This window comes from Halocalculus aciditolerans (assembly GCF_014647475.1).
Classification (GTDB): domain Archaea; phylum Halobacteriota; class Halobacteria; order Halobacteriales; family Halobacteriaceae; genus Halocalculus; species Halocalculus aciditolerans.
In genome coordinates this window covers 178,739-200,152 of the sequence record NZ_BMPG01000003.1, presented here as the reverse complement: position 1 = coordinate 200,152, position 21,414 = coordinate 178,739, and the positions used below count along the sequence as shown (strand labels likewise).

The window sequence follows — 21,414 nt, the reverse complement described above, 5'->3', positions numbered from 1 at the left end:
CGTATGCCGCGCGCCGAACTCACCGTCACCGTTCCCGAAGGCGTCTGGATCGGCGACGTCTCGCGTCGATTCGCCGCGGACACGTTCCGCGTGCTCACCGCGTTCGCGGACGAGGAGACGGGCGTCGGCCTCCTCGAACTCGACGAAGGCGGCGACCCGGACGCGATCCGCGACGCGATGACCGCCCACGAGACGATCCGAGGCGTGACGACGCTCTACGACGGCGACGAGGACGTGTTGTTGCAGTTCGAGACCGCGGATCCGGTGCTCTTGCTCCCGCTCCGGGAGTCCGGCGTCCCCCTCGAATTCCCCTTCGAGATACGGGACGGCGCGGCGACGTGGACGCTCCGTGCACCGAGCGAGCGCCTCGGCGCGCTCCGCGATCAGTTCAGCGCGTTCGGCATCGACTTCACGCTCGAACGCATCGGCGACGAGCGATACGAGCGCGACGCCCCGCTCACCGAGCGCCAGCGCGACGTCCTCGCGACCGCGGTCGCCGTCGGCTACTACGAGACGCCGCGCGACGCGACGCTCACCGACGTCGCCGACGAGCTGGGGATCGCGAAATCGACGTGCAGCGAGACGCTCCACCGCGCGGAAGCGGCGGTGATCACCGAGTTCGCGGAGCGCGCCGACCTGCTCGCGGACTGAGCGCGCCGTCGAGAGCGGGACGCGTCGCCCCGAGACGGGACGGCTCTCCGTCAGAGCGCATCGAGGAAGTCGAACTGGGCGTTCAGCTCCTTGCGGCGCTGGCGTTTCACCACGGTGCCGTCGAAGACCGGACCGACGATCTTCGCGGCGAGCGCGTACTCGGTCGTCGCCTCGACGTGGGTGCCGTCCGCCGTTTCCTCGACCGTGTAGACGGTCTCCATCTCGCGGAAGATGCCGTCGCGCTGGTGATACGCGAGCGCGGCGTCCGCGCGATCCTCGACGACGAGGTCGAGCTCGATTTCGAACAGGCCGACGTGGTTGACGATCCGGAGGGCGTCCCCCTCGACGTCCACCTCGTCGAACCCGGCGGCCAACATGAACGACTCGACGTCGGAGATGGCGTCGCGGACTCGCTCGGGCGACGCCGAGACGTCACGGGCGACGGTCACGGTCTCCATACGCGATCGTTTCGGTGGCTCGATAAAGAGCCCGTCGGCCCCCGCCCCACCGCACACCCGGCGAGCGGCGGGGCGAAGACTCCCGCTCTGACGCACGCCGACGGGGATACCGGCCACGACGCGAGTCACGGACCGGCTCGCCCGCGCCAGACGCTCGTTTTATAAATATAGGCGCATATTCGCCAATGAACGGCGCTTCTACGGTGTGTCGTGGCAGTCGAATTAATGACTCTGCGGGTCCTTCGATGAGATAACGACGAATCGGTCGCGCCCCCCGGACGGCGACCACGGTCACGCCCACGGCGACGACCACGGTCACGGCCACGATCGGTCGGGCGCACCCGCGACCGACCTCGGTTCGGAGACGACGCTCCAACTGTCGGTGCCGGAGATGGACCGCGCGTCGGGTGCGGGAAAGGTCGAGAACGCCCGTCGACGCCGTCGACGCCGTCGTCGCATGACTCGGTGAGATCGATGGCAACCAGAGACATCTACGAGAGCGGTTTCGACGAAGACGTACAAACCGACGAGACCATGTCCGGATGCCCGGAGTGCGGTGGTCGAGTCGAGACGAACACGCGGTGGAAACGGTCTGCGAGGAGTGCGGCCTCGTGATCGACCACGGCGACGAGCCGGTCTACGACGACGAAGACGAACGGACGGACGCGCCGCTGACGGCGTCGCGGCACGACCGGGGCTCTCGACGACAATCGGACAGACGCAAAGGGGAACGCACTCTCGACGTCGAAGCGTCGGCAGCTCGGTCGGCTTCGGCGTGAACAACGGCGTGGGAGATTCCGGTCGAAAGCGGAGCGCAACCTCGGACATGGGCTCAGCGAGGTTCAGCGAGTGGTAAGTGTGCTCGAGCTCGCGAAGACGCATCGGGAGCAAGCGCCCCGGCTCTTCCGGAGCGCGCAAAACGAAGACCTCCTCGTGGGGCGGTCGATCGAAGCGATGGCGGCAGCGGGCGTCTACGCGGCCTGTCGCTGTACCGGCCATCCATTCCCACAGGGGGCCGTCGTCGATGCCGCGCGCGCCGAGAGGAGTCGTGTGATGAACGCCTACTCGGTGCCGAACGAGGAACTCGGGCTGCCGGCGAAGCCAATGCGGCCGCGGGCGTAACCACGAGTGACGAGCACAGGGAACAAATTGACCAGTTCATAGTTACGCTAATCATCACTGGCGTGTTCAAATCTCTCCCAATTCTGGCCCCGTGATAGGTCACTCAAATGTTGATTTTAAATCGAATATTACAATATTTAAATCAAGTGGAGAGGTTTATCGATAAGTAGGCTAATGCCATAGCCTAATGGCTGATCGTCGTGGCCCGAATCTCAACGAAAGGCTCATTCAATCCGCTACGTCGCTCTGGGCAAGTAATTCGGAACCTCTCATACTCATCAGAGAACTACTCAGTACCGCTCTTATCGTCGCAATAGTCGGCCTAGTTCTTTTTGCAGTTAGTGGCCTCTGGCCTCCTCTAGTTGCTGTTGAATCTGGAAGCATGCAGCCACACATGGAGCGCGGTGATCTCGTCTTCGTTATGGAAGAACACCGGTTCTCATCGTCGCAGGCGATCAATGATACCGAATAGTCACATACCAGATCGGCAAGCAGTCTGGATACAGCAAATTCCACGGACCAGGAGACGTGCTCATCTATAATCGGTTTGGAAATCCGAACCGGACCCCCGTTATTCACCGCGCCCGGTTCTGGGTCAATAAGAGCGAGAACTGGTACAGTAAAGCAGATCACGACTACACAGAGCGCGGAGCTGTCGTCAACTCGAATATTGTCCCGCTCCACATCGCGGCTTCATCACGAAAGGAGACCATAATTCGTATTACGATCAGGTCGGCGGAATCAGCTCTCCAGTAAGACCATCGTGGGTGCAGGGCACGGCAGAATTTCGGATCCCGTGGCCGGGGGGATTCGACTTCTGGTAGCCGGCTAATCTGCTCCTCGGCTCTCGAAAAGCCACGCTTCAAGTGAACCAGGATCTCTCCCGTCCTCAAGAAGCTCTTGCCCCTCGTGGAAGAGCTGTCGCAGCTTTCGTTCGTCCTCCTCTAACTCATCCTGGTCGAAAGCTTCGAGACGTCTCTGTATTTCCGCGCTGTCGATAAAAACGTCAAGATCCCTCGGATCGAGGTATTCTACGGTTTGTTTAGGTGCTCCGAGTGTCCTATGTTGTCCTTCTTTGACAAAGGCCCGAACCAGAGTGAATAGCCCCTCTCTATTTTCACCGAGCTCCTGGGCCCACTGGGTCGGTTTGTCCGAATCTGCCCACTCCGCCCATCGAGTGAGAACCATGTACACATTGGGCGTTTCCAGAAGAGCGTCGTTTGACACCCGCTCTTCAATCAAGCCGACCACATCCTCTTTTAACTCCTCTACGTGGTCTCTAGTTAGCGTCCTGTCTTCCTGCTTGATCTCGTCACTATTGTACTCTCCGTGCTCCTGAAGCAGCACTCCGATCAAATACGTGGCAAAGTAGGGGGCCTCTCCCTGCTGAATCGATCTATGCAATAACTCGAAGCTCTCGTCTTTAGATCGTCCATCCAGAATCTGGAATATCGCCTGAAGAAGATGCCCACGATTACCGTCGTCAAACGTATTTCGAGCGGGGTCCGTTTCAATAAGCTCGTCTCCCGCCAAGAACAACCCCTTGACTACCTCGTCGCCATCTTCGATATCCCCAATATAGTTGGGAAGTTGACTCAAGAACGTATGAGCTAGTGACCGATCGGATTGCGTCTCTTGGGAGGCAAGGTCCCGGAGTCGGGTAGCAAACTTGTTTGCGTCGTCGGTGAGTTTGAGTATGGCTTCGATTTCCCCGATTGGTAGCTCTCCTCTGGGAACTGTTTGTCTGAAATAGTAGGGGAAGACATCGGGATGGCAAACTCGCCTTTGCTTTCGATATGTGGCAGTGTCTCTGGAAAAGCTGAGTCCTATCGCCAGCCTCCCGGTCTTGACCTCCGGGAACAGGTATCTGAGAAGGATTTGCAGCGGCTCTATCGTTCGTTCCTCTTCATCGAGGTGCTCCCACAGCTCGGAGTAATCCTCGTCCTCTGACGACCTGCTCGACCGCGTACTGACTGTATACCGAGACGGGTTGTCACGAATCTTCTCATAAGTCGGATTGTGGAAGACCTGGAGTGCTTCTAATCCGACGATATCAATGAAGTTCGCATCGCGCCCCAATGCTTGATACGAGGTATCTATGGCGTTGATTAGCCTGATGACGTCTCTCGGCGTCTGAATCAATGGCTGAACTCCTCTCGGATAGACTGACTGCCACGTGGTTTCGTCGAAAATAACAGCGTCGTCCTGAACGATCTCCTCTAGTCGCTCGGTGAAGAAGTGGTTAAGCGAGCCTTCCGCAGGAAGGGGAACGCGCCGTTGCAACTGGATAATCTTGTTTAGATACGCCCGTCCGTTTCCAACACCCTGTTCTCCGTCTAATGCCTCGACGACCACTTCTTGGTCAAACGCTAGTACGTAGGTGATGTTTGGGAAATCTGCCACCGCCTTTACGAGGCGAAACATCTGCCGGATCTCAGATTCGGTCAGGCGGTCGATGTCGTCGATAAACACGACGATCTGTTGATCTAATTCTCTAAGGCCCTCCGATATCTCTTCTTTGAGCCCCTCTAGGTCTGGATTTTCTGATTGGAGCGTATCTGAAAGCCAGGCAAGGAACTTCCCGGACGGTATCCCTGTTATCGTAGAAAGTGGGACTCGGGAGAGTCCATCAGCGAGCTTCGAAAGCTTATCGCGGATCTCGTCGTATTCTCCACCCGTGTCTAAGCCCGCGCTAAGCTGGGAGAAGAACTTCTCGATGAGATCCGATTGACCAGAGAACCACCACGGATTGAACTTTGTGATGACCGGTGGATTCTCTTTTTGCCGTAGCTCATACTCCACGAAGTTGAGAATCGTGCTCTTACCAGACCCCCACTGGCCATATATTCCGATGATGAACTCGTTCGAGGGGATTCGCGTATGCACTGTCTCAGCAAGATCCTCTGCGAAGTCGCCGTATCCGAGCCGGTCATATTCCGGCTTTTCTAACGCGGAGTCGGACCGCAACTCCGATTCTTCACCCGACATCTACCGTACTTCAAGCAATCCTATTGCATAGTACTGTGGCTCCAATATATACCGCCTTTCAGCCCCGAATTCACTACTGCCCTTCCCCTTGTACCGTGCCCCATCTATTTGGTGATAAATCATATTCACTTTCAGTGCTCAGCTAATAGCTGGGTTCGTCAACCTCGGATGCGGGATCCCTCATCAAATCCCATAGACGGCCGCCGGTGGCACAGTCCAGCAACTACGGCACTTGAGTAGACGCCAATGAGGCGTATTCAGAACGGGTGGACTGCTTTTTAGCACCACTGACGACGCGTATCGGGCGTGCTGGCCGAACGGTCGCTTGGGTAGGGAACGAGACTACTGTAGCGAGTGTATACCAGTACTATCTCCGTAGTACACCGTGTCGCCAACGAGGGCAACCGGATACCCACCGAATGAGCCACCCGGAGAGCGCGTCCAGAGCCGTTCACCGGTGGTCGTATCGAAGGCGTGAAGCACGCCGGAGGTCGCTGGGTTCCGTCCATCGGAACAGTCTGCCGTCGCCTGCGAATCGGAGGAGAGACAGACGGTCGGAGAGCCCGGATCGGCACCGCCGGTGACGACGACGTCCCCACCGATGACCGGGCGTCCGAGCATCGCACCGTCGTAGCGCCACTGCACCTCGCCGCTCGCCCGATCGAGCACGACGAGCGACCCGTCCGGTGGATCAGTCGTCGCCCGATAGGGCGTCGCATAGACACGGTCATCAGTGACCGAGATCACACCGAGCCCGTCCCACGAGAACTGCGTGAGCCACTCCTCATCAGCGAACGTGAGATCGTAACAGCGGACCATCCCCGGCGTGTTACCCGTCCTGCTACCGTACTTCGCAGCGAACACCGTATTCCCGACGAGAGTCGCTGAGACGACTTCGGGATGCCACCCCGGCGACATCGTCTGCCGTGTCTGCGGCGCTGGCTCCTCGAGGAGGGCGTCCGTCTGCGCACCGGGGACGAGGCTCTGAATGCGGTCGCGGGTGACGATGACGACCCGTTCATCGTCAGCGACCAGCGCCGGATGCCGGGCTGTTTCGAGCTGCCAGCGGCGGGCACCCGTGTCGGCATGCAGGCCGACGACGTGCTCGTGGCCGGCGACGTAGACCGTGCCCGCAGCTTCGATGACTTGCGCCGCCGATCGTTCCGCGTCGGTCGCGCGCCAGATCTCTTCGCCCGTCGTCGCGTCGAGTGCGATCACTCCCCGGTCGGTACTCACGTAGAGGCGTCCCTCGACGTAGGTGAGCGCGCCACCGACGTCAGCGCGCCACTCCCCGGTCCCAGCGCGTGTGATCGCCCGCGTCTCTTCGTCAGAGCTCGCATACACCAGTGTCGGGCCGACAGCGACCGACGACACCGTTCCCGAGACGGGGACGGACCACGCCGTCGTCGGCGAGGACCGTGGTGGAGTAGCGGTCCGGTTTTGGCCGGTGTTCTGGACATCGTATCCGTTCCGTGGCCACGCGTCTGGTGCCGTAGTCGCCAGCGGGATCTGGCGCGCTGCCGTGCCTCGGGTGCCGGTGATCGATCCGAGACACCCGGAGAGCGCGAGCGCGCCGGTGAGCGCGCCCGTTCGGAGGACACGCCGCCGTGAGGCTGTCTCCGTGTCCTTCATCTACGTCACGAGTCGGGGAAGACGCTGTCGGGGTCGCGAGTAGCGAACGGACCGACGCGGCGGTCGTCAGTCGCGTACTCGTAGAGGGCGGTGCGCGCGACCATCCCGAGGACCTGCCCCGCGATGATCGCGGCGACGACGATGAGAAGACCGAGGCCGCCGAGGAGCCACGCGGCTGGGCCGTGGAGACCGAGGTAGGCCGCCCCGAGCAGGACGATGCCGACGACGGCGATCGGTAGGACGACGAGTGAAACGCCGAGCGAGGCGCTCACGCTCTCACCCCATGTCTGCTTGAACGCGTCCCCGCTCTCGCGGAGGATCGTGCGGAGGTCGGCGGTGTCCTCGACGGCGATGACGGGGACGACGAAGAAGGTGAGGAGCCCCCACGCGAGGTCGAAGACGAGGCGAGCGGCGCTCCCGAGGAATCCGAACTTCTCGTCGAGGACGTAGAGGACGGTCCCGAGGGTGGCGGAGGTGAGCGCCCAGATGGCGATGGCACGGCGCGAGCGCCACGCGGACTGCAGACCATCGCGAACGGTCGGATCCTCGCCGTCGAAGTACTGGAACGCGCAGTGCGCGACCGCGACGTTGAAGAACGCACCGAGACTCGACGTGAGTGCGAGCCCGATGAAGATCGCGGCGTACTTGATGAGGTCGTTCGTGAATAACGATGCGACGAGGCCGTAGTGGAGGGCGATGCCGGCCGCGACTGCGAAGCCGCTCCCGACGAGCAGGAGACTGCACAGCGGGAGGACTGCGAGGCGGGGATTCGCCCGGAACACGTCGAGACTACCGTCAACGACGTCGAGTCCGCGACTGAATTTTCCGGACATATCCGAACCAGTGTCCCACTCGATAATAGTTATTTCGCTGATTGATTCGAGACGTTCACTCGAGACGCCTCTCCGCAGTCGAGACCGAGTAGCGACAAGGGAAGGTTGATACGGCGACACTAGGTAGAGGAGGATATGCCAATCTCCGATGACGAATGGGACGACGGGAGCACTGGCAGCGTTGGTGAAACGGCGGCGACGACGCCCGTCGGGAAGTACGAGGACGAGAAGGAACTGATCGTGGCGTTCCTCTCGGAGAACGTCGACAACGCGTACACGAGAGGAGAGATCATCCGCGGAGTCGACTTCGGCAACGACGCGCGTCCCGAGACGATTCGCGAGACGTTGACCGAGATTCAGGACGAACTGGTGGACCTCGCGGGCGACGTCGTCGCGAGCGGAATGGTCGTCGACGACATCGATGAAGCGCTTGACGAACTCGTCGCCGAAGATACTGTGGCCGAAAAAGAAGTCGAAACTGAGGATGGAACGACGGTGTACTACCGACTCAACACCAACGAAGCACGGGAGTGAGCGGTCACCGTCGAATCGATGGGCTGTTCGTAGAACTCGAATCGAGATAGCGACTCGTTCCCGATCGTTCCGACGGCTGAATACGGCACTCGAGACAGGGGACGATAACTGATTAACCGACTGACGTATGAACTGTTAAGTATAGTCCTCGACTGACGCACGACCCTCTAGTTCGTCAGGACTGCGACGCTCGGGGTTCTCGCCGGATGCACGAACGTGACGCGGAGTGGACGATCAGCGCAGGAGTACACCCTCGGCGTCGACGCTCACCTCGCCACGATCGACGTCTTCGACCCGACTGATGGGAATGACCTGTCCGGGCGCGACCTCGAGTTCGTCTTTCACGTCGAGAACGGCACGCGTGATGTCCGCACCGTCGAGCACCGCCTGTGCGAGCCGCCGACTGATCGCCGCCCGCGACCACCCATCGAGGCCGTCCGCTAACCGGCCAGCTTGCGTGTTCACCGCCCCGAGTTCCGCTCGGGGGAGCACCTCGCGTGGGTCGTGGTCGGGACTCAACGCCTGGTCTACGCTCGCCGCCCGCCGCTCGAACTCCCTGTTCCACTCGGCGCTCCGCGCCGCCGCGACGTCACGCGCCCGCTCGGCACGCCCCTCTTGCTCGCCGAGTTCCGCCTGTGCGCTGATCCGCTCCAACTCCGCCTCACGCGCCGACGCCGCGATGGCTCACCATCGCGGTTTCCCCACTACCGACGACCGACAGGACTCTGCGCGCTCTCGATCGCGCCTTCGCGAGCGAAGCGAGCCGCGACCGGAGGGAGCGGCTCGATCCGAACGGCGAGCGAAGTGAGCCGTGAGCGAGCGGAGGGCGGCAGCGGCGAGCGGGGCGGGCCGGTACGTACACACCTGTCCAGCTGGCCGGGGCACTCGGCGATCCAGCTACCGTCCCGGCGGACTCAGAAAGGTGAGGCCGCTTCGGTCGTCCCCCGACCCCGCAAGCACCGCAGAAACGAGGAGCACAGCGGCGTCCTCGTGAGCGACGTTCCCGCGAGTGAAACGAGCGGGAACACGGAAGACGAGCGAAGCGAGTCTTCAGAAGCGAACGAGGGCCAGCGAGACAGAGTCTCGCGCGGTCGCGGAATGCCGAGCGGCCGAGGGCTTTCCGAAGCCGTCGCCGGCACTGGTTGTTCGGCGTCGCCACTCGAAGACCGGTTACGCGCCGAGACGCTGGAGCAATTGCGTAACGTAGGGACTGTTCTCCCAGCTGCGGTGCGGACTGATCATCGTGAGCAGTGTACGAGCCTCCTCGTGGGTCAGATGCCCGTTCCGGGCGTACTCCGCGATGAGACGCGGCGTCGGGACGATCCGCGGCCCCTGTAGCACGGCGTGAATCAGTGGGAAGTTCGTCCCACCGAACTCGTCGGTGAGAAACCCGTCGACGTCGAGCGCGTTGGCGAGGACGATGCCGTCGGTTTCGCCGTCGTCGAGGCCGAACGTCGGTCGCGAGTCCGGCGTATCACGGCGCTCGTACGGATCTTCGACTCTGTAGTGGCCCTGAGCCGCCAGGACGTTGTTCGCAGCCGCGGCGTGCATGTCCTGATACTGCGTGAGATCACGGAGCTCCGTGACCACTTCCGGCGGCACGAACACCTCACACGAGGTGAGGAGATACTGGAACGGGTCCGGAGTGTCGGTGTCGACGCCTGCGTCGGCTCGGGGCACGGCGAGACTGACGAGCGCGCTCGTGTCGGCGACGACCGTCCGCAGTCGCCGGTCGCTCATCGCTCGTCGTCGGCCGCGGTCTCGACCGCCGTCGCGTCGCCATCGTAGACATCGACGTCGTCAGGGGCAGCGATATCGAGGGGCTCGTCCTCGAGGTCCGCTTTGAGGAGGCGGAGCCGCTGGGCGGCTTCGGCGCCGACCAGTTGCTTGACCGTCTCGAACTCGAGTTGGTCGTCGTAGTACTTCGTCGCGACTAACTCCTGGAACGTCTCGCTGCCGGCGGTGTCTTCGATGTACTCGCGAATCGCCTCGACGAGGAGGTCCGTCCGGTCCGTGTCGAAGAGGTCGGCGATGGCGTCCAGCCGGTCGACGAGGTACTCTGGCGACTGGAAGTGTACCCGCCGGGGGTCGTCGCTCGCGCTCATTCTATGTGCACGTTCTGCACATAGCCGCATAACGATTTCGGCGGATACACAGAGCTTGCACATCACCGCCCGTGCGACACGAACCGCCCAGCTTACGTCTCCGACTGCAGTTCGCGGAGCGTCGCGACGGCTGTCGTCCCGATCCGAACGCCGTCGACGGGTCGAACACCCAGGTCAGCGGTTGCCGTGCGAAACGGCTGGAACTCGACGAGGACACGATGCGTGACCAGGGGACGAGGTTGACGCACTGGGCGAGCGGGAGGTCTTGCAACCACGTTTCGGCGGTCGCCGGATCGACGTGACTGGAACTATTGCAAGCGAGGAAGTCCAACTTCTTATCTTTATATAGATACGTTCTACAGCGTTCCGATTTCCATGACGAATAGTTTGACATCGGAGTCCTGCTCGATGCAGTGCAGCCGCTAGATGCTTGGCGTGATCGACGAGGAACACGGCGTCGGAGACGTCGTGTTTCTCACGAAGCTCCCGCAGAAACTGCTGCGCCAATACTGTCGTAGTCGCCGTAAACAGCCGAACATGGAGGAATTTGTTCGCTTCGGGATCGACGGCGGCTACAGCCAGAACTGCTGTCCGTTGATTCGGATCACCGTTTCGTCGAACGCGATGTGATTCGGACTCGCATCGCTGGCTGGCTGTAGATCGGCTTTCTGCACCCAGTCGTGAACCGCTTTCCGTGACCATTCGACACCGAACTTCTCAAATTCTGAGATGGTATTCGAAAGTGAAATTTCCGACAAATGAAGTCGATTACCGAGTTCCATCAGCTCGCTCGGTGTCCGCTCTCGCGCCACGAACTCCAAGTCGATCCAGTCGCTACGACCGATGAAGCGGGCGATTTCAACCATGGACAGCAGAAATCAGTCCCGCCTCACTTTTCAGCCTTAACTAAACACGACCCCTAATATCTCATCGGTTCGTATATTCGAGGAAAGTGGCACACAGATCGCTGAGTTAGACGGGAGTAACGCGACCACGGACAGGATCAGTTGTCGAAAACAGAGGTGAGACCCGCTGCGCCGCCGACGTTACGCCGTTGACGCGAGTTTCCCCGCGAACGTCTGGAAGCGGATCGTGTCGTTGGGGACGTAGAACGTGTCCGTGCAGAACTCGTAGACAGTCTCGTTAGTCTCTGCATGCCAGACAAGATACGCAAAGTCGTCCTCAACATGCGCCTCATCGATCTCAAGCGCGGCGTCCGACGCATCGAACTCGAAGAGCATACTTTCGAACAATCCTCGTATCTCGTCGAGGCCGCGAAACACCCCCATGTTGGTGACAACGACCGAGTCCTCGGCGTAGTCCGCGAGCGTGGCGTCGACGTCATAGTCAGCGAGCGCATCGCAGTGACGGTCGAACGTTTGTTGGGTCGTCATTCGAGGTTGATGTGGACGTTCTTCACTTCAGTATACGACTCGATGGCCTGCTCGCCCTGTGCACGGCCGTGCCCGCTCGCGCCGGTTCCTCCGAATGGAGTTTGGGGCCACGTGTTCGGTGTCTCGTTAACTAGCACCATCCCGTAGTCAAGCCTGTCGCTGAACGTGTGCGCACGAGAGAGGTCGTTCGTCCACACGCACGCAGTCAGACCGAACGGCGAATCGTTCGCGACCTTGAGCGCTTCCTCCTCGCTGCTTACCTCAATGATGGACAAGACTGGACCGAATATCTCCTCGCGGGCAATGGTCATGTCGTTAGTCACGTCCGTGAATACGGTCGGCTCAACGAAGTGTCCGGTTTCAGTGTCGTCGGGGACGCCGCCGCCGGCAGCGACTGTCGCTCCCTCCTCTTTCCCTGTCTCGATGTACGCAAGGATGTCCTGCTGGTGCGATTCGCTGACCACCGGCCCCATCTGACCGTCGTCGTCGATACCGCTGCCTAGCGGGATGTTCTCCGCAATGGACACGAGCGACTCCACAAGTTCGTCGTGAACGTCCTCGTGGACGACCAACCGCGAGTTCGCCCAACACATCTGCCCGGCGTTCATGAAGATACCATACTGGACGCCACGGGCCGCCGCATCCAGATCCGCGTCAGGAAAGACGACCGCAGGACCCTTCCCACCGAGTTCAAGGGAAACATCCGCGACGGCGTCCGCCGCGTCCCGCTGAACCGTCTTTCCAACGCCAGTGCTCCCCGTGAACGTGACGTGGTCAACGTCCCCGTGGCTCGCAAGCGTACTCCCGGCCGTGGATCCCGACCCTGGAACAACGTTGAGCACGCCGTCCGGGAGACCCGCTTCTTCCGCAGCCTTCGCGTAGTAGAGCGCTGAGAGCGGCGTCATACTGGACGGCTTAAGAACAACGGAATTCCCAGTCGCAAGTGCGGGCGCAACGCTACGACCGGCGAGCTGGAATGGGAAATTCCAGGGTGCGATGTGCGCGGTGACGCCGACGGGTTCGCGTTTCGTGTAGTTGAGCCGGGAATCAGAGACAGGTATTTCACTCCCACCGCTCTTCTCCGTCCACCCTGCGTAATACCGGAAGGTATCAACTACCATTCCGATTTCGAGCTTCGCCTCGAACGGTGTCTTTCCGTTATCGTGAGACTCCACCAGCACGATTTCATCCTTCCACTCCTCAATCGCGTCTGCCATCGCGTGGAGCTTCGCGCGCCGCTCCTCGGGGTCCATAGTTCGCCATTCGCTGTCGCGCACGGCAGCGTCATTAGCCGCCGCGACTGCGTTGTCAACGTCGTCCACACCGGCCTTCTGAACGGTCGCGTACGCTATTTCCGTTGCGGGATCCTCAGTCTCGATTGTGTCTCCGCTCTTTGCTGGGGTCCATTCTCCGTCGATATACAGGTCTGTTGGGCCCGAATACTCCATTGCGTTTGAGTGCTGAGCAGAGAATACCTTAACCGTTTTCCTTACTAAACTGATAGTGTTTAGTTAGGCAAAAGCCGACTGGCCAGTCCAATTGGGTGAGAGACCGAGAGGGGCTCTGGGCCCCCTCCCTCGCCGTCTTCTCCACTAAATCTACCTAACTAAACACTACCACTAGATCCGTTTCCATGATTGACAGAACGAGAGTGGTGGTGTCAGTTTTGCTTCTTTATGAGGAACTTCATGTCGCCTTCGAAGACGACCGTCCCCTCCTGGTTCTCCATGACTGTGTCAAGGACGACAATACCCGCGTCCTCTCGACTCTCCAGATCCTTGCGATCCACGACCTCGATTTCCAGTTGGAGAGTGTCGCCAATGGTGACGGGGTTCGGGAGATCCATGTAGTTCATGCCGAGGAACGCGACCGCAGTTCGCTCGACGATACCCGTTCGATAGACGAATCCAGTCGCCTGCACGAACGTCATTGGGCCGTGTGCGATTCGTTCCCCGAACTGTTGATCCTCCGCGTACTCCTTATTTGTGTGGAGTTCTGTCCAATCCCCACTCAGCGCCGAATGCATCACGAAGTCCGACTCGGTGACGGTCCGACCGACACTAATGAACTCCTTTCCGACCTCGAAGTCCTCGAAGTGGTGTGGCTCGTAGCTGTATGCCATACCCGTATATTTCCCACCCGCGGTAAATAAGTTACCGTCGTGACCGGCGAAGCGACTATATTCATAGGTTTGAAAGGTGGATACATGCAGATCCCCGACGGCTGGGCCTCTAGGCACGTGACTCTCAACAACTGTCGACATCACTACGTGATCGGGAAGCAAACCGACCGGCCGACGCTCATCGTCGCGCACGGGTTCACGGACAACTGGCAGTGTCTTGCACCGCTCGCGGCCCCGTTTGACGACGCTTACAACGTCGTCCTTTACGATGCGCGCGGTCACGGCCTCAGCGAAGCCACAGGGGGCGGCTACGACGCGGAGACGATGGCGGACGATCTCGCCGCACTCTGTGGGTACCTGGGCGTCGAACATCCCGTCTTCTACGGCCACTCGCTCGGTGCGGATTCCGCGCTCCGAGTAGCGTGCCGTTCGAACGTCAGCCCACGCGCACTCGTTCTTGAAGAACACCCTGCGCAGTTGTTCACGGTTCTCGGTGACGACCATCTCCAAGAGAAACGGCAGGAACTCAAAGCGTGGGGAACCGCGACTCACGAGGAACTCCGGCTCGCATTCGAGAAGCGAGGAGAGGTGTTTGCGGACGCGCTCGCTACCGCACGCAAACAGGTGCGACCGTCAGTCATTGGCGTAACTCGCCGCGGGTTCCGACCGATTGCGGACACCGCGTCCTCCCCGCCGTGTCCGACCCTCCTACTTCGTCCCGACCCCGATGTCGCACCGTACACAGACGCTGCACGAGACTGGTCGGGAGGCGGAGCAGTTCGCCACGCCGTTGACGGTGCCGGCCACACAGTGTTCCGCGACGCACCGGACACCTGCCGGTCGTTTATCGAGTCATTCTTCGAAGAAAACGGCCTCCCGACCTGACGGCTAGTCGCGGTGATCGTAGACGCGCTTTACCTTCCCCGTCTCTGTGCGCTCAATGCCGCCAGGGGCCGTTATTTCAATATGATCCGGCGTGAACGATAAAACGTTCGAGAGACGGCGTTCGATACGGGCGCGCAGGTCGTCGTCGTCAACCGATACGTCGCGCTCGCGTTCAACCTGAAGTTCAAGCCGGTCAAGGTTATTCTCCCGGTAGAGGTCGATTCGATAGAACGGTGCAACCTCGTCGAACTCCAGGACGACATCTTCAATCTCGCTCGGATAGAGGTTGACACCACGAACGATTAGCAGATCATCCGCGCGGCCAGTAACGTTGTCCATCCGCACCATCGTCCGTCCGCACTCGCACTCCTCGTAGGTGAGCGTCGTCAAATCGCCGGTTCGGTAGCGGAGAACTGGGAGCGCTTCTTTTGTGAGGGAAGTCAAGACGAGCTCGCCTTCCTCTCCTTCAGGAAGCGGATCGCCAGTCTTGGGGTCGACGACTTCAGGATAGAAGTGATCCTCCCAGATATGAAGGCCGTCCTGGGCTTCGTGGCACTCGTTTGAGACGCCGGGGCCGATGACCTCGGACAGACCATAGATATCGACACCCGTGATGTCAAGTCGTTCCTCGATCTCCTCGCGCATCGGATCAGTACAGGGTTCAGCACCGAAAATGACGGTCGACAGGGGAAGGTCACGGATGTCGATGCCGCGTTCCTCGGCCGTCTCGGCAAGGTAGAGTGCGTAGGACGGCGTGCACGTTAGGGCATCACTCTCTAGATCTTGAAGGAGTTCTATTTGTCGCTGGGTCTGTCCGCCGCCGATAGGGATGACGGACGCACCGAGTTCCTCGACGCCATTGTGGACGCCAAGGCCGCCCGTGAACAGACCGTAGCCGTACGCGTTCTGAACCGTATCGCCGGGGGCGACACCTGCCGCATTGAGCGACCGTGCGACGACTTCACTCCAGACGTCGAGATCGCTCTGGGTGTAGCCGACTATTTTGGGTTTCCCGGTCGTTCCGGATGACGCGTGGATTCGTCTGACGTCAGCGTTATTGACGGCAAAGAGGCCGTCCGGGTACTCGTCGCGGAAGTCCTCCTTCGTGGTCATTGGGAGGGTGGTAATGTCATCGACGCCGTCAATGTCGTCGGGGGTGATGTTGGCGTCATCGAGTATGCGCCGGTAGAAGTCGACATTCTCGTAGGCGTGTGCGACGGTTTCGCGGAGGCGTTTATCCTGTAGGTCGCGAATCGATTCTCTGTCTGCGGTCTCGACACTGTTCCAGACCATGCAACACCACGATAGCAATTATATTATTAAAATATTCCGGTAGTGAAGCTATTCGAACAGGTCTCGGAAAAGGGAAGCTTGGGCGCGGCGGAGACGTTCGAGAAACGCAGACTTGCTGATGTTGAGCGCTTTGGCCACATCGCTTGCATCTGCCTCGCGAGGGATAGTGAAGTAGCCGAGTTCAAGTGCGCACTCGATACTCTCGATCTGCGCGGGCGTGAGATCCCAGCGGCGAGCGACGGGTTCGTCGTCTTCCTCGTGGAGTGGGTAAACCCGCTGGAGTTGGACGCCAACGGTCTCGCTCGCAGTTTCCATAACGCCCTGGAGGACTGAGTGACCGACGACGGCCCCAGTGAGACGAGCGGCTCCGTTCTGGTAGCGAATCGTATCGACTAGGAGGCCAGCGCTGATGAGTTCGTGGACGATACAGGGGTGTTTGGAGAGGCAGCGGAAATTGTCGCGGGCGTCCGCAGTGGATCGGTGGAGGTAGCGAATACGGTCATCGGCGTCAAGCACGTCGGCAAGACTGTCACCTGCAGTCGTGCTGAACTGGAGTAGGACGTTGCCGTCTTCGCGGAGCTGTGGGGGTTGGGCGATAGCTGTTGCGGTGGCAGCGGCAGTCGCGTTGGCGAGTGGGCAGTCGTCGCCCTCCACGTCGAATTCGACGACGAGGCATTCGTCGATCATTGGAAGTGGTACGCTCTAAGAGTATTTAAAACCAAGATATATGGCGGCCAATCGGTATTTGGGTAGGGTCGATACACTGAGTTAACGATGAACATCACTGAGGTGAAATCGAACGCCGGTCCGCGGGAGTTCGGTCCCGCTGACGACCTTCCTGAAGAGTACCGAAAAGCCGCCACCCGAATGATCCAGTTTCACGCGAACAGCGAAGTCATGGGTGGCTACCTCGACAAGGAGTTCACGCGGCACGCTCCCTCCATTGACCGAAAACTCGCGAATACCGCTAAAGTTCAAGACGAAATCGGGCATGCTCAACTTCTCTACCGCGCCGCAGAGACGCTGGGCGTCAAGACTCGCGAGCAGATGCTCAACGAACTCAAGGAGGGCGAAGGGAAGTTCCTCAACTGCTTCCACTACCCAGTGGACTCCTGGTATGAGGCGCCCATGATCGACTTCTTTGTCGACGGCGGCGCAATGCGGCGGCAGGCGACCCTCAAATCCACAAGCTGGACGCCGTACGCCCACGCTATGGATAAAGTCTGCTTCGAGGAAGGTTTCCACGTGAAACACGGTGAATCGATCCTGCGCGAGCTCATGCAAGGCTCGAAAGCCACGCAAGAACGCGTCCAAGAGACGTTCGAGACGTGGTGGCCGCGCATCCTCCAGTTCTTCGGCCCAACAAACGATGAATCCGTTCACGATGACTTCGCACAGAGCGTTGGCCTGAAGACTGCGACGAACGACGAGCTCCGGAACTCGTTCCTCAACATGTACATCCCAAAGGCTGAGAAATACGGTCTCAAAATCCCAGAGACGCCGCGAATCTACGAGCGCGACGACGGCACGATGGCCGTCCGCGAGGACGACCTGGACTGGGACGAGTTCTGGGAGATTTCAAAGAACGAGTACGAGGGTTCCAAAGAGCAGATCGGATCCCGCCGCCACCGTCAAAACGCAGTCAGGTGGGTGCGGGACACGCTCGACACTTGGGAATCACGTGGCGGCGCACAGCAGGGGGTTGCGCGATCATGATCTGGGAAGTGTTCCGGCAAGAGTCCGCCGGGGACACGTACGAGCACGTCGGAAACGTCCATGCGCCGGACAGCGAGATGGCGAAACAGTTCGCCGAAGTCCAACATGCCCGTCGCATGCAGACAAACAGCCTCTGGGTCGTCCCTCTGGACGAAATTAGTGAGGTTGGAGCTCAGGATGCAGCGTTTGGTGGTCGAACTGACAAGTCCTACCGGTGGGCGATGACGTACAACGACATTGACGCGTCGTTTGCGGAGGAAGTTGAGGACAGCGAGGCAGAGCAGCGTGAGGCCGCACGGAAGCGTCGCAAAGCGCTCAGCGAGGAGGGTGAAGCATGAGTTCCACCGCTGGGAGTCTCGACAGGGACGACCTTACACCGGAAGGTCAGGTCGCGCTTGAACACCTTTTATTCCGTCTCGCAGACGACGAGTTCGTGCACGCAGAACGCCTAACGGAGTGGCAGATATTCGCGCCGACGCTCGAATCCGACCTTTCGCTCGCGAACATTGCACAGGACGAGTTCGGCCACGCACGCCTCTGGTATGACCTCCTACAGGAGCTCGGGTACACGGAGGCTGAGTGTGTGTGGGAACGCCCACCTGAAGAGTGGACGCACAGCGTGCTCGTTGAACGGCCGTTTGACGAAGGCGACTGGGCTGACACGGTCGTCCGCAGCTATCTCTACGATGTCGCCGAGCGCGTCCGGCTCGAAGCGTTAGTCGACACCAGTTACGCGCCGCTTGCCGACCGCGTTGGGAAAGCACTTGATGAGGAATCGTATCACCGCGAACACGCGCAGAACTGGCTTAAGCGACTCACTGCCAACCCCGACTCGAAGGAGCGGGTACAGGGGGCGCTGGACGACCTATTCGGTCCCGCAATCACGCTATTCGCGCCTGGCGAATACGAAGACGCGATCGTTGAAGCTGGGTTCCGAACAGCCACAGTCGAGGAGATGCGGACTGAGTGGATCGACACCGTGAGCACGTTCCTCACGTCGCTTGATCTCATCGTTCCAAACACTCCGTCGCCCGCCATGCATGTGCCGAACGCCGACACGCTTGCTGACCTCGACGCACACGGCCGCGACGGAAGCCACACGGACGCATGGTTCGACCTTTACGAGGATTTCACCGCGACGTACCGCGAACTTGACCCGGACACGCCAGCCAGACTGCGGTCGGAGGTGTCAAAGTGACGACGAACGCGCCTCTGGACGGCGGGAAGGCCTGTGGGTACACGAATTACGAGGAAGGGACCGTACCAGACGAGTATCCGAAGACGGGCGTGGACGCAACGGGCACCGAAGCCGAAGTGTGGGAGGCGCTCCGAGAGGTCCAAGATCCCGAGATGCCAGTCAGCATCGTTGACCTCGGCCTCATCTACGACGTGTCCGTCGATGATGACCACTGCACTGTTGAGATGACGTTAACGTACACGGGATGTCCGGCGCGCGATATGATCCTGAACGACGTGAAGTGCGCAGCTGAGACAGCACACGCGGTGCAAGAGGCGGACGTACGCCTCCAGTTCAGTCCGAAGTGGACGGTCGATATGGTGACAGAGGCCGGCCGAGACGACCTCCGTGAATTTGGGTTGAGCGTATGACTACGGATCCCAGCACCACCACGACTGCTGACGATGCGGCCGTACAGTGTCCGTACTGTGGGTCGACGGACACAAAGCGCGAACACCCAAAGGGACCGTCTCTCTGCCGATCGATGCATTTCTGCACCGACTGCCAGCAGCCGTTCGAGCGGTTCCACTGATGACTGCAAACAACGTTGACGCGGACACCAAGGAGCGAATCGAGAGCGATCCATACTGCGATCGTATCGGTATCGAGGTCGTTGAGTTGAAACCAAGGGCTGCGCGTGTGGAACTCACCCTCGAGCAGTCTCACTGTAACTTCCACGGAACGCCCCACGGCGGAGTGATTTACTCGCTTGCGGATGCTGCGTTCGCCGCGGCGTCGAACGCCAGCGGGGAGACTGCGGTCGCGCTAGAGACGAACATCTCCTACCTAGATACCGTTGACGTCGGTACGACTATCACCGCAACCGCAACGGAGGAGCATGACACCACAAGAACCGGGACATACGAAGTACAGGTCAAAGGTGGTGACGACGTACTCGCCATCTTCCGCGGCCGCGTTTATCGGCCGTGACCGCGGGCAGAAGAGCTCGGACACTCGTAGTGAGTGATAGATGACAGCAAGTTTGCAATGCACTGTAGGAGCGGCGTCGGTCTACCCAGCTACAGTGGGATTACAGGAATATAATTGTAAAGTACCATCTCATCATGGTCTAGATAAAGAGGATTTATTTTACAAGCGTACCCTTGTAAATGTCTGTGTGAGGTCGTGTTGTATGTGGTTACCTTATCAACATGTACGCCTCTAATTCTGCGACCGTACCGGCATTGTCTGGTTTAGTACCTCCTCGATCGGCGTGTTCTCATCGAGCAATTGATGCAGTCCCTGTCGGTTGTAGTAATGCACGCACCGTTCAAGAAATTCGCGTGCACTCGACCGACATCCCACCCACGAATTATGGGAACAGTCGATGAGTATTTTGAAGAGAGACCGCTTTTCGATGAGGTCCCAGTCGGTATATCCCACACAGGTGTTCAACCCTGGTCGAGTGATTCCAGCCGGGTAGACGAACTGATCGACGAGAAACATCGTGTCGGAGAGCTCGTGTTTCTCGCGGAGTCCACGCGGGAGCACAGCCGCTGGATCTGTGTATAGCGCCCGAGCAACTCAACTTCGAGAATTAGTTTTGTGTCGATGGCTATTGCGCCGTATTATCAAGACTAACCGCCGTTGAACCCGATAGCGTTCTCGTCAAACGCGACCCTTGAGGGCTTCGTCGCCGATGGGTCGCCAATACTATCAGATACCCGAGTTATCCTCTGAAAGATCGCTTGATGCGAGCGTTTCACGAAATATCCGAAAGTATTTATTCTCTGTTAGATGAGACGACTGGCCGCGTGGAGGCGGATGGCGAACGCCCTGAAGATTGTCTCCGCTCGTCTCCTAGTGTTCAGATAAACTGGTTCCATGCGAAGGCGAACGCTTGAAGCCAATTTTCGACGGTCTCTGCTTCGGCGTGGCTGAAATAGTTTGAGAACTAGTTAGTTCGACGTTTTAGTTCTCGGAAGATACGTTCGATGCCGTTTCGATTACCGTGTGTTTCGTATCGGTAATCGAAACCGCGGCGATGGAGTGCTGCTTGCATCCACAGTGGAGAATCGACGAGGGAGACTGCGTCATCGACGAGATGTTTGTCGCGGAGTTCCGCGAGGAACATCTCGGTAATTGCTTGATTTCTCGTCGGAGCGAGCTTGACGTGCAGCAAGCGATTCGTGGCGGGATCGACAGCGGTGTACAGCCAGAATCGTTCGTCATCGAGTTGGATCACGGTCTCGTCAACCGCGACGTGATCCGGACTCGCACCATTGAGCGGCTGTAGACCTGCCTTCTGCACCCAGTTGTGAACGGTGGTTCGACGGCGTTCGATACCCGATCTATCGAGAATTGAAACAGTATCCGAAAGTGACAGTCCGGCCAGATGCAGTCGGATACCGAGCTTCATCGCGGACTCGGGTGCCGCCGCTCGCTCCAGAAAATCTAACTCGAAGCAGTCGCTACCACCGATGAGGCGGGCGATTTCTGGCATG

General features: G+C 59.6%; 21 protein-coding genes and 6 pseudogenes. 11 read left to right on the top strand and 16 right to left on the bottom strand.

Going from position 1 to position 21,414, the window contains the following annotated elements:
• The first annotated feature begins 3 nt into the window (after positions 1-3).
• Entirely contained in the window at positions 4-651 is a 648-nt protein-coding gene (locus tag IEY26_RS12030; RefSeq protein WP_188979262.1) for a helix-turn-helix domain-containing protein, read from the top strand.
• Between the two features lie 50 nt (positions 652-701).
• On the opposite strand, the gene IEY26_RS12025 is transcribed toward IEY26_RS12030, so the two are convergent.
• Positions 702-1,109, bottom strand: coding sequence for an SRPBCC family protein (locus IEY26_RS12025; protein ID WP_188979261.1), 408 nt, complete (start codon positions 1,107-1,109; stop codon positions 702-704).
• Positions 1,110-1,583: 474 nt separating this feature from the next.
• Between IEY26_RS12025 and IEY26_RS17785 the strand changes: the two are divergent.
• Both IEY26_RS17785 and IEY26_RS17460 read left to right on the top strand, forming a co-directional pair.
• Positions 1,584-2,222, top strand: a pseudogene (locus tag IEY26_RS17785) (transcription initiation factor IIB family protein); the annotation flags it as partial.
• A 196-nt stretch (positions 2,223-2,418) separates the two neighbouring features.
• Positions 2,419-2,703 carry a S26 family signal peptidase gene (locus IEY26_RS17460; protein WP_229774080.1) on the top strand — a complete coding sequence of 95 codons (285 nt, stop codon included), beginning with the start codon at positions 2,419-2,421 and terminating at the stop codon, positions 2,701-2,703.
• 356 nt (positions 2,704-3,059) lie between these two features.
• Here IEY26_RS17460 and IEY26_RS12010 read toward each other — a convergent pair whose 3' ends face one another.
• The 3 genes from IEY26_RS12010 to IEY26_RS12000 all read right to left on the bottom strand — a co-directional run bounded on the left by IEY26_RS12010 (position 3,060) and on the right by IEY26_RS12000 (position 7,684).
• Positions 3,060-5,219, bottom strand: a complete 2,160-nt coding sequence (locus tag IEY26_RS12010) for a KAP family P-loop NTPase fold protein (RefSeq protein ID WP_188979260.1) — start codon at positions 5,217-5,219, stop codon at positions 3,060-3,062.
• 342 nt (positions 5,220-5,561) lie between these two features.
• Positions 5,562-6,851, bottom strand: coding sequence for an outer membrane protein assembly factor BamB family protein (locus tag IEY26_RS12005; protein ID WP_188979259.1), 1,290 nt, complete (start codon positions 6,849-6,851; stop codon positions 5,562-5,564).
• A gap of 5 nt (positions 6,852-6,856) precedes the next feature.
• A complete protein-coding gene (locus IEY26_RS12000; protein ID WP_188979257.1) occupies positions 6,857-7,684 on the bottom strand; it encodes a DUF6159 family protein in 828 nt (275 codons plus the stop codon).
• 135 nt (positions 7,685-7,819) lie between these two features.
• Between IEY26_RS12000 and IEY26_RS11995 the strand changes: the two genes are divergently transcribed.
• Positions 7,820-8,218, top strand: a complete 399-nt coding sequence (locus IEY26_RS11995; RefSeq protein ID WP_188979255.1) for a hypothetical protein — start codon at positions 7,820-7,822, stop codon at positions 8,216-8,218.
• A 258-nt stretch (positions 8,219-8,476) separates the two neighbouring features.
• On the opposite strand, the pseudogene IEY26_RS11990 reads toward IEY26_RS11995, so the two are convergent.
• The 8 genes and pseudogenes from IEY26_RS11990 to IEY26_RS11960 all read right to left on the bottom strand — a co-directional run.
• A pseudogene (locus tag IEY26_RS11990) lies at positions 8,477-8,887 on the bottom strand (DNA-binding protein); the annotation flags it as partial.
• A 501-nt stretch (positions 8,888-9,388) separates the two neighbouring features.
• Positions 9,389-9,958, bottom strand: coding sequence for a hypothetical protein (locus IEY26_RS11985; RefSeq protein WP_188979253.1), 570 nt, complete (start codon positions 9,956-9,958; stop codon positions 9,389-9,391).
• Entirely contained in the window at positions 9,955-10,323 is a 369-nt protein-coding gene (locus tag IEY26_RS11980) for a hypothetical protein (RefSeq protein ID WP_188979252.1), read from the bottom strand. The genes IEY26_RS11985 and IEY26_RS11980 overlap by 4 nt, the downstream gene beginning before the upstream one ends.
• A 92-nt stretch (positions 10,324-10,415) precedes the next feature.
• Positions 10,416-10,598 (bottom strand): annotated as a pseudogene (locus tag IEY26_RS17780) (hypothetical protein); the annotation flags it as partial.
• Positions 10,589-11,189: pseudogene (locus IEY26_RS11975) on the bottom strand (IS6 family transposase); the annotation flags it as partial. The pseudogenes IEY26_RS17780 and IEY26_RS11975, both read right to left, overlap by 10 nt.
• Before the next feature lie 180 nt (positions 11,190-11,369).
• On the bottom strand, positions 11,370-11,717 hold the full coding sequence (locus IEY26_RS11970) for a nuclear transport factor 2 family protein (RefSeq protein WP_188979250.1): 348 nt from the start codon (positions 11,715-11,717) through the stop codon (positions 11,370-11,372).
• The gene (locus tag IEY26_RS11965) at positions 11,714-13,165 is read right to left on the bottom strand and encodes an aldehyde dehydrogenase family protein (protein ID WP_188979248.1); all 1,452 of its coding nucleotides are present in this window, start codon (positions 13,163-13,165) and stop codon (positions 11,714-11,716) included. The genes IEY26_RS11970 and IEY26_RS11965 overlap by 4 nt, the downstream gene beginning before the upstream one ends.
• A 212-nt stretch (positions 13,166-13,377) precedes the next feature.
• Positions 13,378-13,839 (bottom strand): MaoC family dehydratase, encoded by a 462-nt coding sequence (locus IEY26_RS11960; RefSeq protein WP_188979246.1) that lies wholly within the window; start codon positions 13,837-13,839, stop codon positions 13,378-13,380.
• 84 nt (positions 13,840-13,923) lie between these two features.
• On the opposite strand from IEY26_RS11960, the gene IEY26_RS11955 reads away from it, so the two are divergent.
• Positions 13,924-14,724, top strand: a complete 801-nt coding sequence (locus IEY26_RS11955) for an alpha/beta fold hydrolase (RefSeq protein WP_188979245.1) — start codon at positions 13,924-13,926, stop codon at positions 14,722-14,724.
• Positions 14,725-14,727: 3 nt separating this feature from the next.
• Here IEY26_RS11955 and paaK read toward each other — a convergent pair whose 3' ends face one another.
• Positions 14,728-16,017: a phenylacetate--CoA ligase PaaK gene (gene paaK / locus IEY26_RS11950; RefSeq protein WP_188979244.1), complete on the bottom strand. Its 1,290-nt coding sequence runs from the start codon at positions 16,015-16,017 to the stop codon at positions 14,728-14,730.
• Between the two features lie 48 nt (positions 16,018-16,065).
• Positions 16,066-16,704, bottom strand: a complete 639-nt coding sequence (locus IEY26_RS11945) for a helix-turn-helix domain-containing protein (RefSeq protein ID WP_188979243.1) — start codon at positions 16,702-16,704, stop codon at positions 16,066-16,068.
• An 87-nt stretch (positions 16,705-16,791) separates the two neighbouring features.
• Between IEY26_RS11945 and IEY26_RS11940 the strand changes: the two genes are divergently transcribed.
• From IEY26_RS11940 to paaI, 6 genes are read left to right on the top strand one after another with little or no spacing between them, the layout of a single operon-like run.
• Positions 16,792-17,733, top strand: coding sequence for a Phenylacetic acid catabolic protein (locus tag IEY26_RS11940; protein ID WP_188979242.1), 942 nt, complete (start codon positions 16,792-16,794; stop codon positions 17,731-17,733).
• Positions 17,730-18,071, top strand: coding sequence for a 1,2-phenylacetyl-CoA epoxidase subunit PaaB (gene paaB / locus IEY26_RS11935; protein ID WP_188979241.1), 342 nt, complete (start codon positions 17,730-17,732; stop codon positions 18,069-18,071). The genes IEY26_RS11940 and paaB overlap by 4 nt, the downstream gene beginning before the upstream one ends.
• Entirely contained in the window at positions 18,068-18,931 is an 864-nt protein-coding gene (gene paaC, locus IEY26_RS11930; RefSeq protein ID WP_188979239.1) for a 1,2-phenylacetyl-CoA epoxidase subunit PaaC, read from the top strand. The genes paaB and paaC overlap by 4 nt, the downstream gene beginning before the upstream one ends.
• A complete protein-coding gene (gene paaD, locus IEY26_RS11925; RefSeq protein WP_188979237.1) occupies positions 18,928-19,341 on the top strand; it encodes a 1,2-phenylacetyl-CoA epoxidase subunit PaaD in 414 nt (137 codons plus the stop codon). Before paaC ends, paaD begins: the two co-directional genes overlap by 4 nt.
• Positions 19,338-19,502 (top strand): 1,2-phenylacetyl-CoA epoxidase subunit PaaE, encoded by a 165-nt coding sequence (paaE, locus tag IEY26_RS17735; RefSeq protein ID WP_326838281.1) that lies wholly within the window; start codon positions 19,338-19,340, stop codon positions 19,500-19,502. The genes paaD and paaE overlap by 4 nt, the downstream gene beginning before the upstream one ends.
• Positions 19,502-19,900 carry a hydroxyphenylacetyl-CoA thioesterase PaaI gene (gene paaI, locus IEY26_RS11920; RefSeq protein ID WP_188979236.1) on the top strand — a complete coding sequence of 133 codons (399 nt, stop codon included), beginning with the start codon at positions 19,502-19,504 and terminating at the stop codon, positions 19,898-19,900. The genes paaE and paaI overlap by 1 nt, the downstream gene beginning before the upstream one ends.
• A gap of 231 nt (positions 19,901-20,131) precedes the next feature.
• On the opposite strand, the pseudogene IEY26_RS17455 reads toward paaI, so the two are convergent.
• Both IEY26_RS17455 and IEY26_RS11915 read right to left on the bottom strand, forming a co-directional pair.
• Positions 20,132-20,796: pseudogene (locus tag IEY26_RS17455) on the bottom strand (IS6 family transposase).
• Positions 20,778-21,413: pseudogene (locus IEY26_RS11915) on the bottom strand (IS6 family transposase). Before IEY26_RS11915 ends, IEY26_RS17455 begins: the two co-directional pseudogenes overlap by 19 nt.
• Position 21,414: the final 1 nt, after the last annotated feature.

What these genes read in the sequence shown, in the direction of transcription:
- IEY26_RS12025 (WP_188979261.1), bottom strand. Translation starts at nt 1,109, where the DNA reads ATGGAGACCGTGACCGTCGCCCGTGACGTCTCGGCGTCGCCCGAGCGA.
- paaK (WP_188979244.1), bottom strand. Translation starts at nt 16,017, where the DNA reads ATGGTCTGGAACAGTGTCGAGACCGCAGACAGAGAATCGATTCGCGAC.
- IEY26_RS11985 (WP_188979253.1), bottom strand. Translation starts at nt 9,958, where the DNA reads ATGAGCGACCGGCGACTGCGGACGGTCGTCGCCGACACGAGCGCGCTC.
- IEY26_RS12005 (WP_188979259.1), bottom strand. Translation starts at nt 6,851, where the DNA reads ATGAAGGACACGGAGACAGCCTCACGGCGGCGTGTCCTCCGAACGGGC.
- IEY26_RS11980 (WP_188979252.1), bottom strand. Translation starts at nt 10,323, where the DNA reads ATGAGCGCGAGCGACGACCCCCGGCGGGTACACTTCCAGTCGCCAGAG.
- IEY26_RS11960 (WP_188979246.1), bottom strand. Translation starts at nt 13,839, where the DNA reads ATGGCATACAGCTACGAGCCACACCACTTCGAGGACTTCGAGGTCGGA.
- IEY26_RS11945 (WP_188979243.1), bottom strand. Translation starts at nt 16,704, where the DNA reads ATGATCGACGAATGCCTCGTCGTCGAATTCGACGTGGAGGGCGACGAC.
- paaC (WP_188979239.1), top strand. Translation starts at nt 18,068, where the DNA reads ATGAGTTCCACCGCTGGGAGTCTCGACAGGGACGACCTTACACCGGAA.
- IEY26_RS11955 (WP_188979245.1), top strand. Translation starts at nt 13,924, where the DNA reads ATGCAGATCCCCGACGGCTGGGCCTCTAGGCACGTGACTCTCAACAAC.
- paaB (WP_188979241.1), top strand. Translation starts at nt 17,730, where the DNA reads ATGATCTGGGAAGTGTTCCGGCAAGAGTCCGCCGGGGACACGTACGAG.
- IEY26_RS11940 (WP_188979242.1), top strand. Translation starts at nt 16,792, where the DNA reads ATGAACATCACTGAGGTGAAATCGAACGCCGGTCCGCGGGAGTTCGGT.
- paaI (WP_188979236.1), top strand. Translation starts at nt 19,502, where the DNA reads ATGACTGCAAACAACGTTGACGCGGACACCAAGGAGCGAATCGAGAGC.
- paaE (WP_326838281.1), top strand. Translation starts at nt 19,338, where the DNA reads ATGACTACGGATCCCAGCACCACCACGACTGCTGACGATGCGGCCGTA.
- IEY26_RS11970 (WP_188979250.1), bottom strand. Translation starts at nt 11,717, where the DNA reads ATGACGACCCAACAAACGTTCGACCGTCACTGCGATGCGCTCGCTGAC.
- IEY26_RS11965 (WP_188979248.1), bottom strand. Translation starts at nt 13,165, where the DNA reads ATGGAGTATTCGGGCCCAACAGACCTGTATATCGACGGAGAATGGACC.
- IEY26_RS11995 (WP_188979255.1), top strand. Translation starts at nt 7,820, where the DNA reads ATGCCAATCTCCGATGACGAATGGGACGACGGGAGCACTGGCAGCGTT.
- IEY26_RS17460 (WP_229774080.1), top strand. Translation starts at nt 2,419, where the DNA reads ATGGCTGATCGTCGTGGCCCGAATCTCAACGAAAGGCTCATTCAATCC.
- IEY26_RS12010 (WP_188979260.1), bottom strand. Translation starts at nt 5,219, where the DNA reads ATGTCGGGTGAAGAATCGGAGTTGCGGTCCGACTCCGCGTTAGAAAAG.
- IEY26_RS12000 (WP_188979257.1), bottom strand. Translation starts at nt 7,684, where the DNA reads ATGTCCGGAAAATTCAGTCGCGGACTCGACGTCGTTGACGGTAGTCTC.
- IEY26_RS12030 (WP_188979262.1), top strand. Translation starts at nt 4, where the DNA reads ATGCCGCGCGCCGAACTCACCGTCACCGTTCCCGAAGGCGTCTGGATC.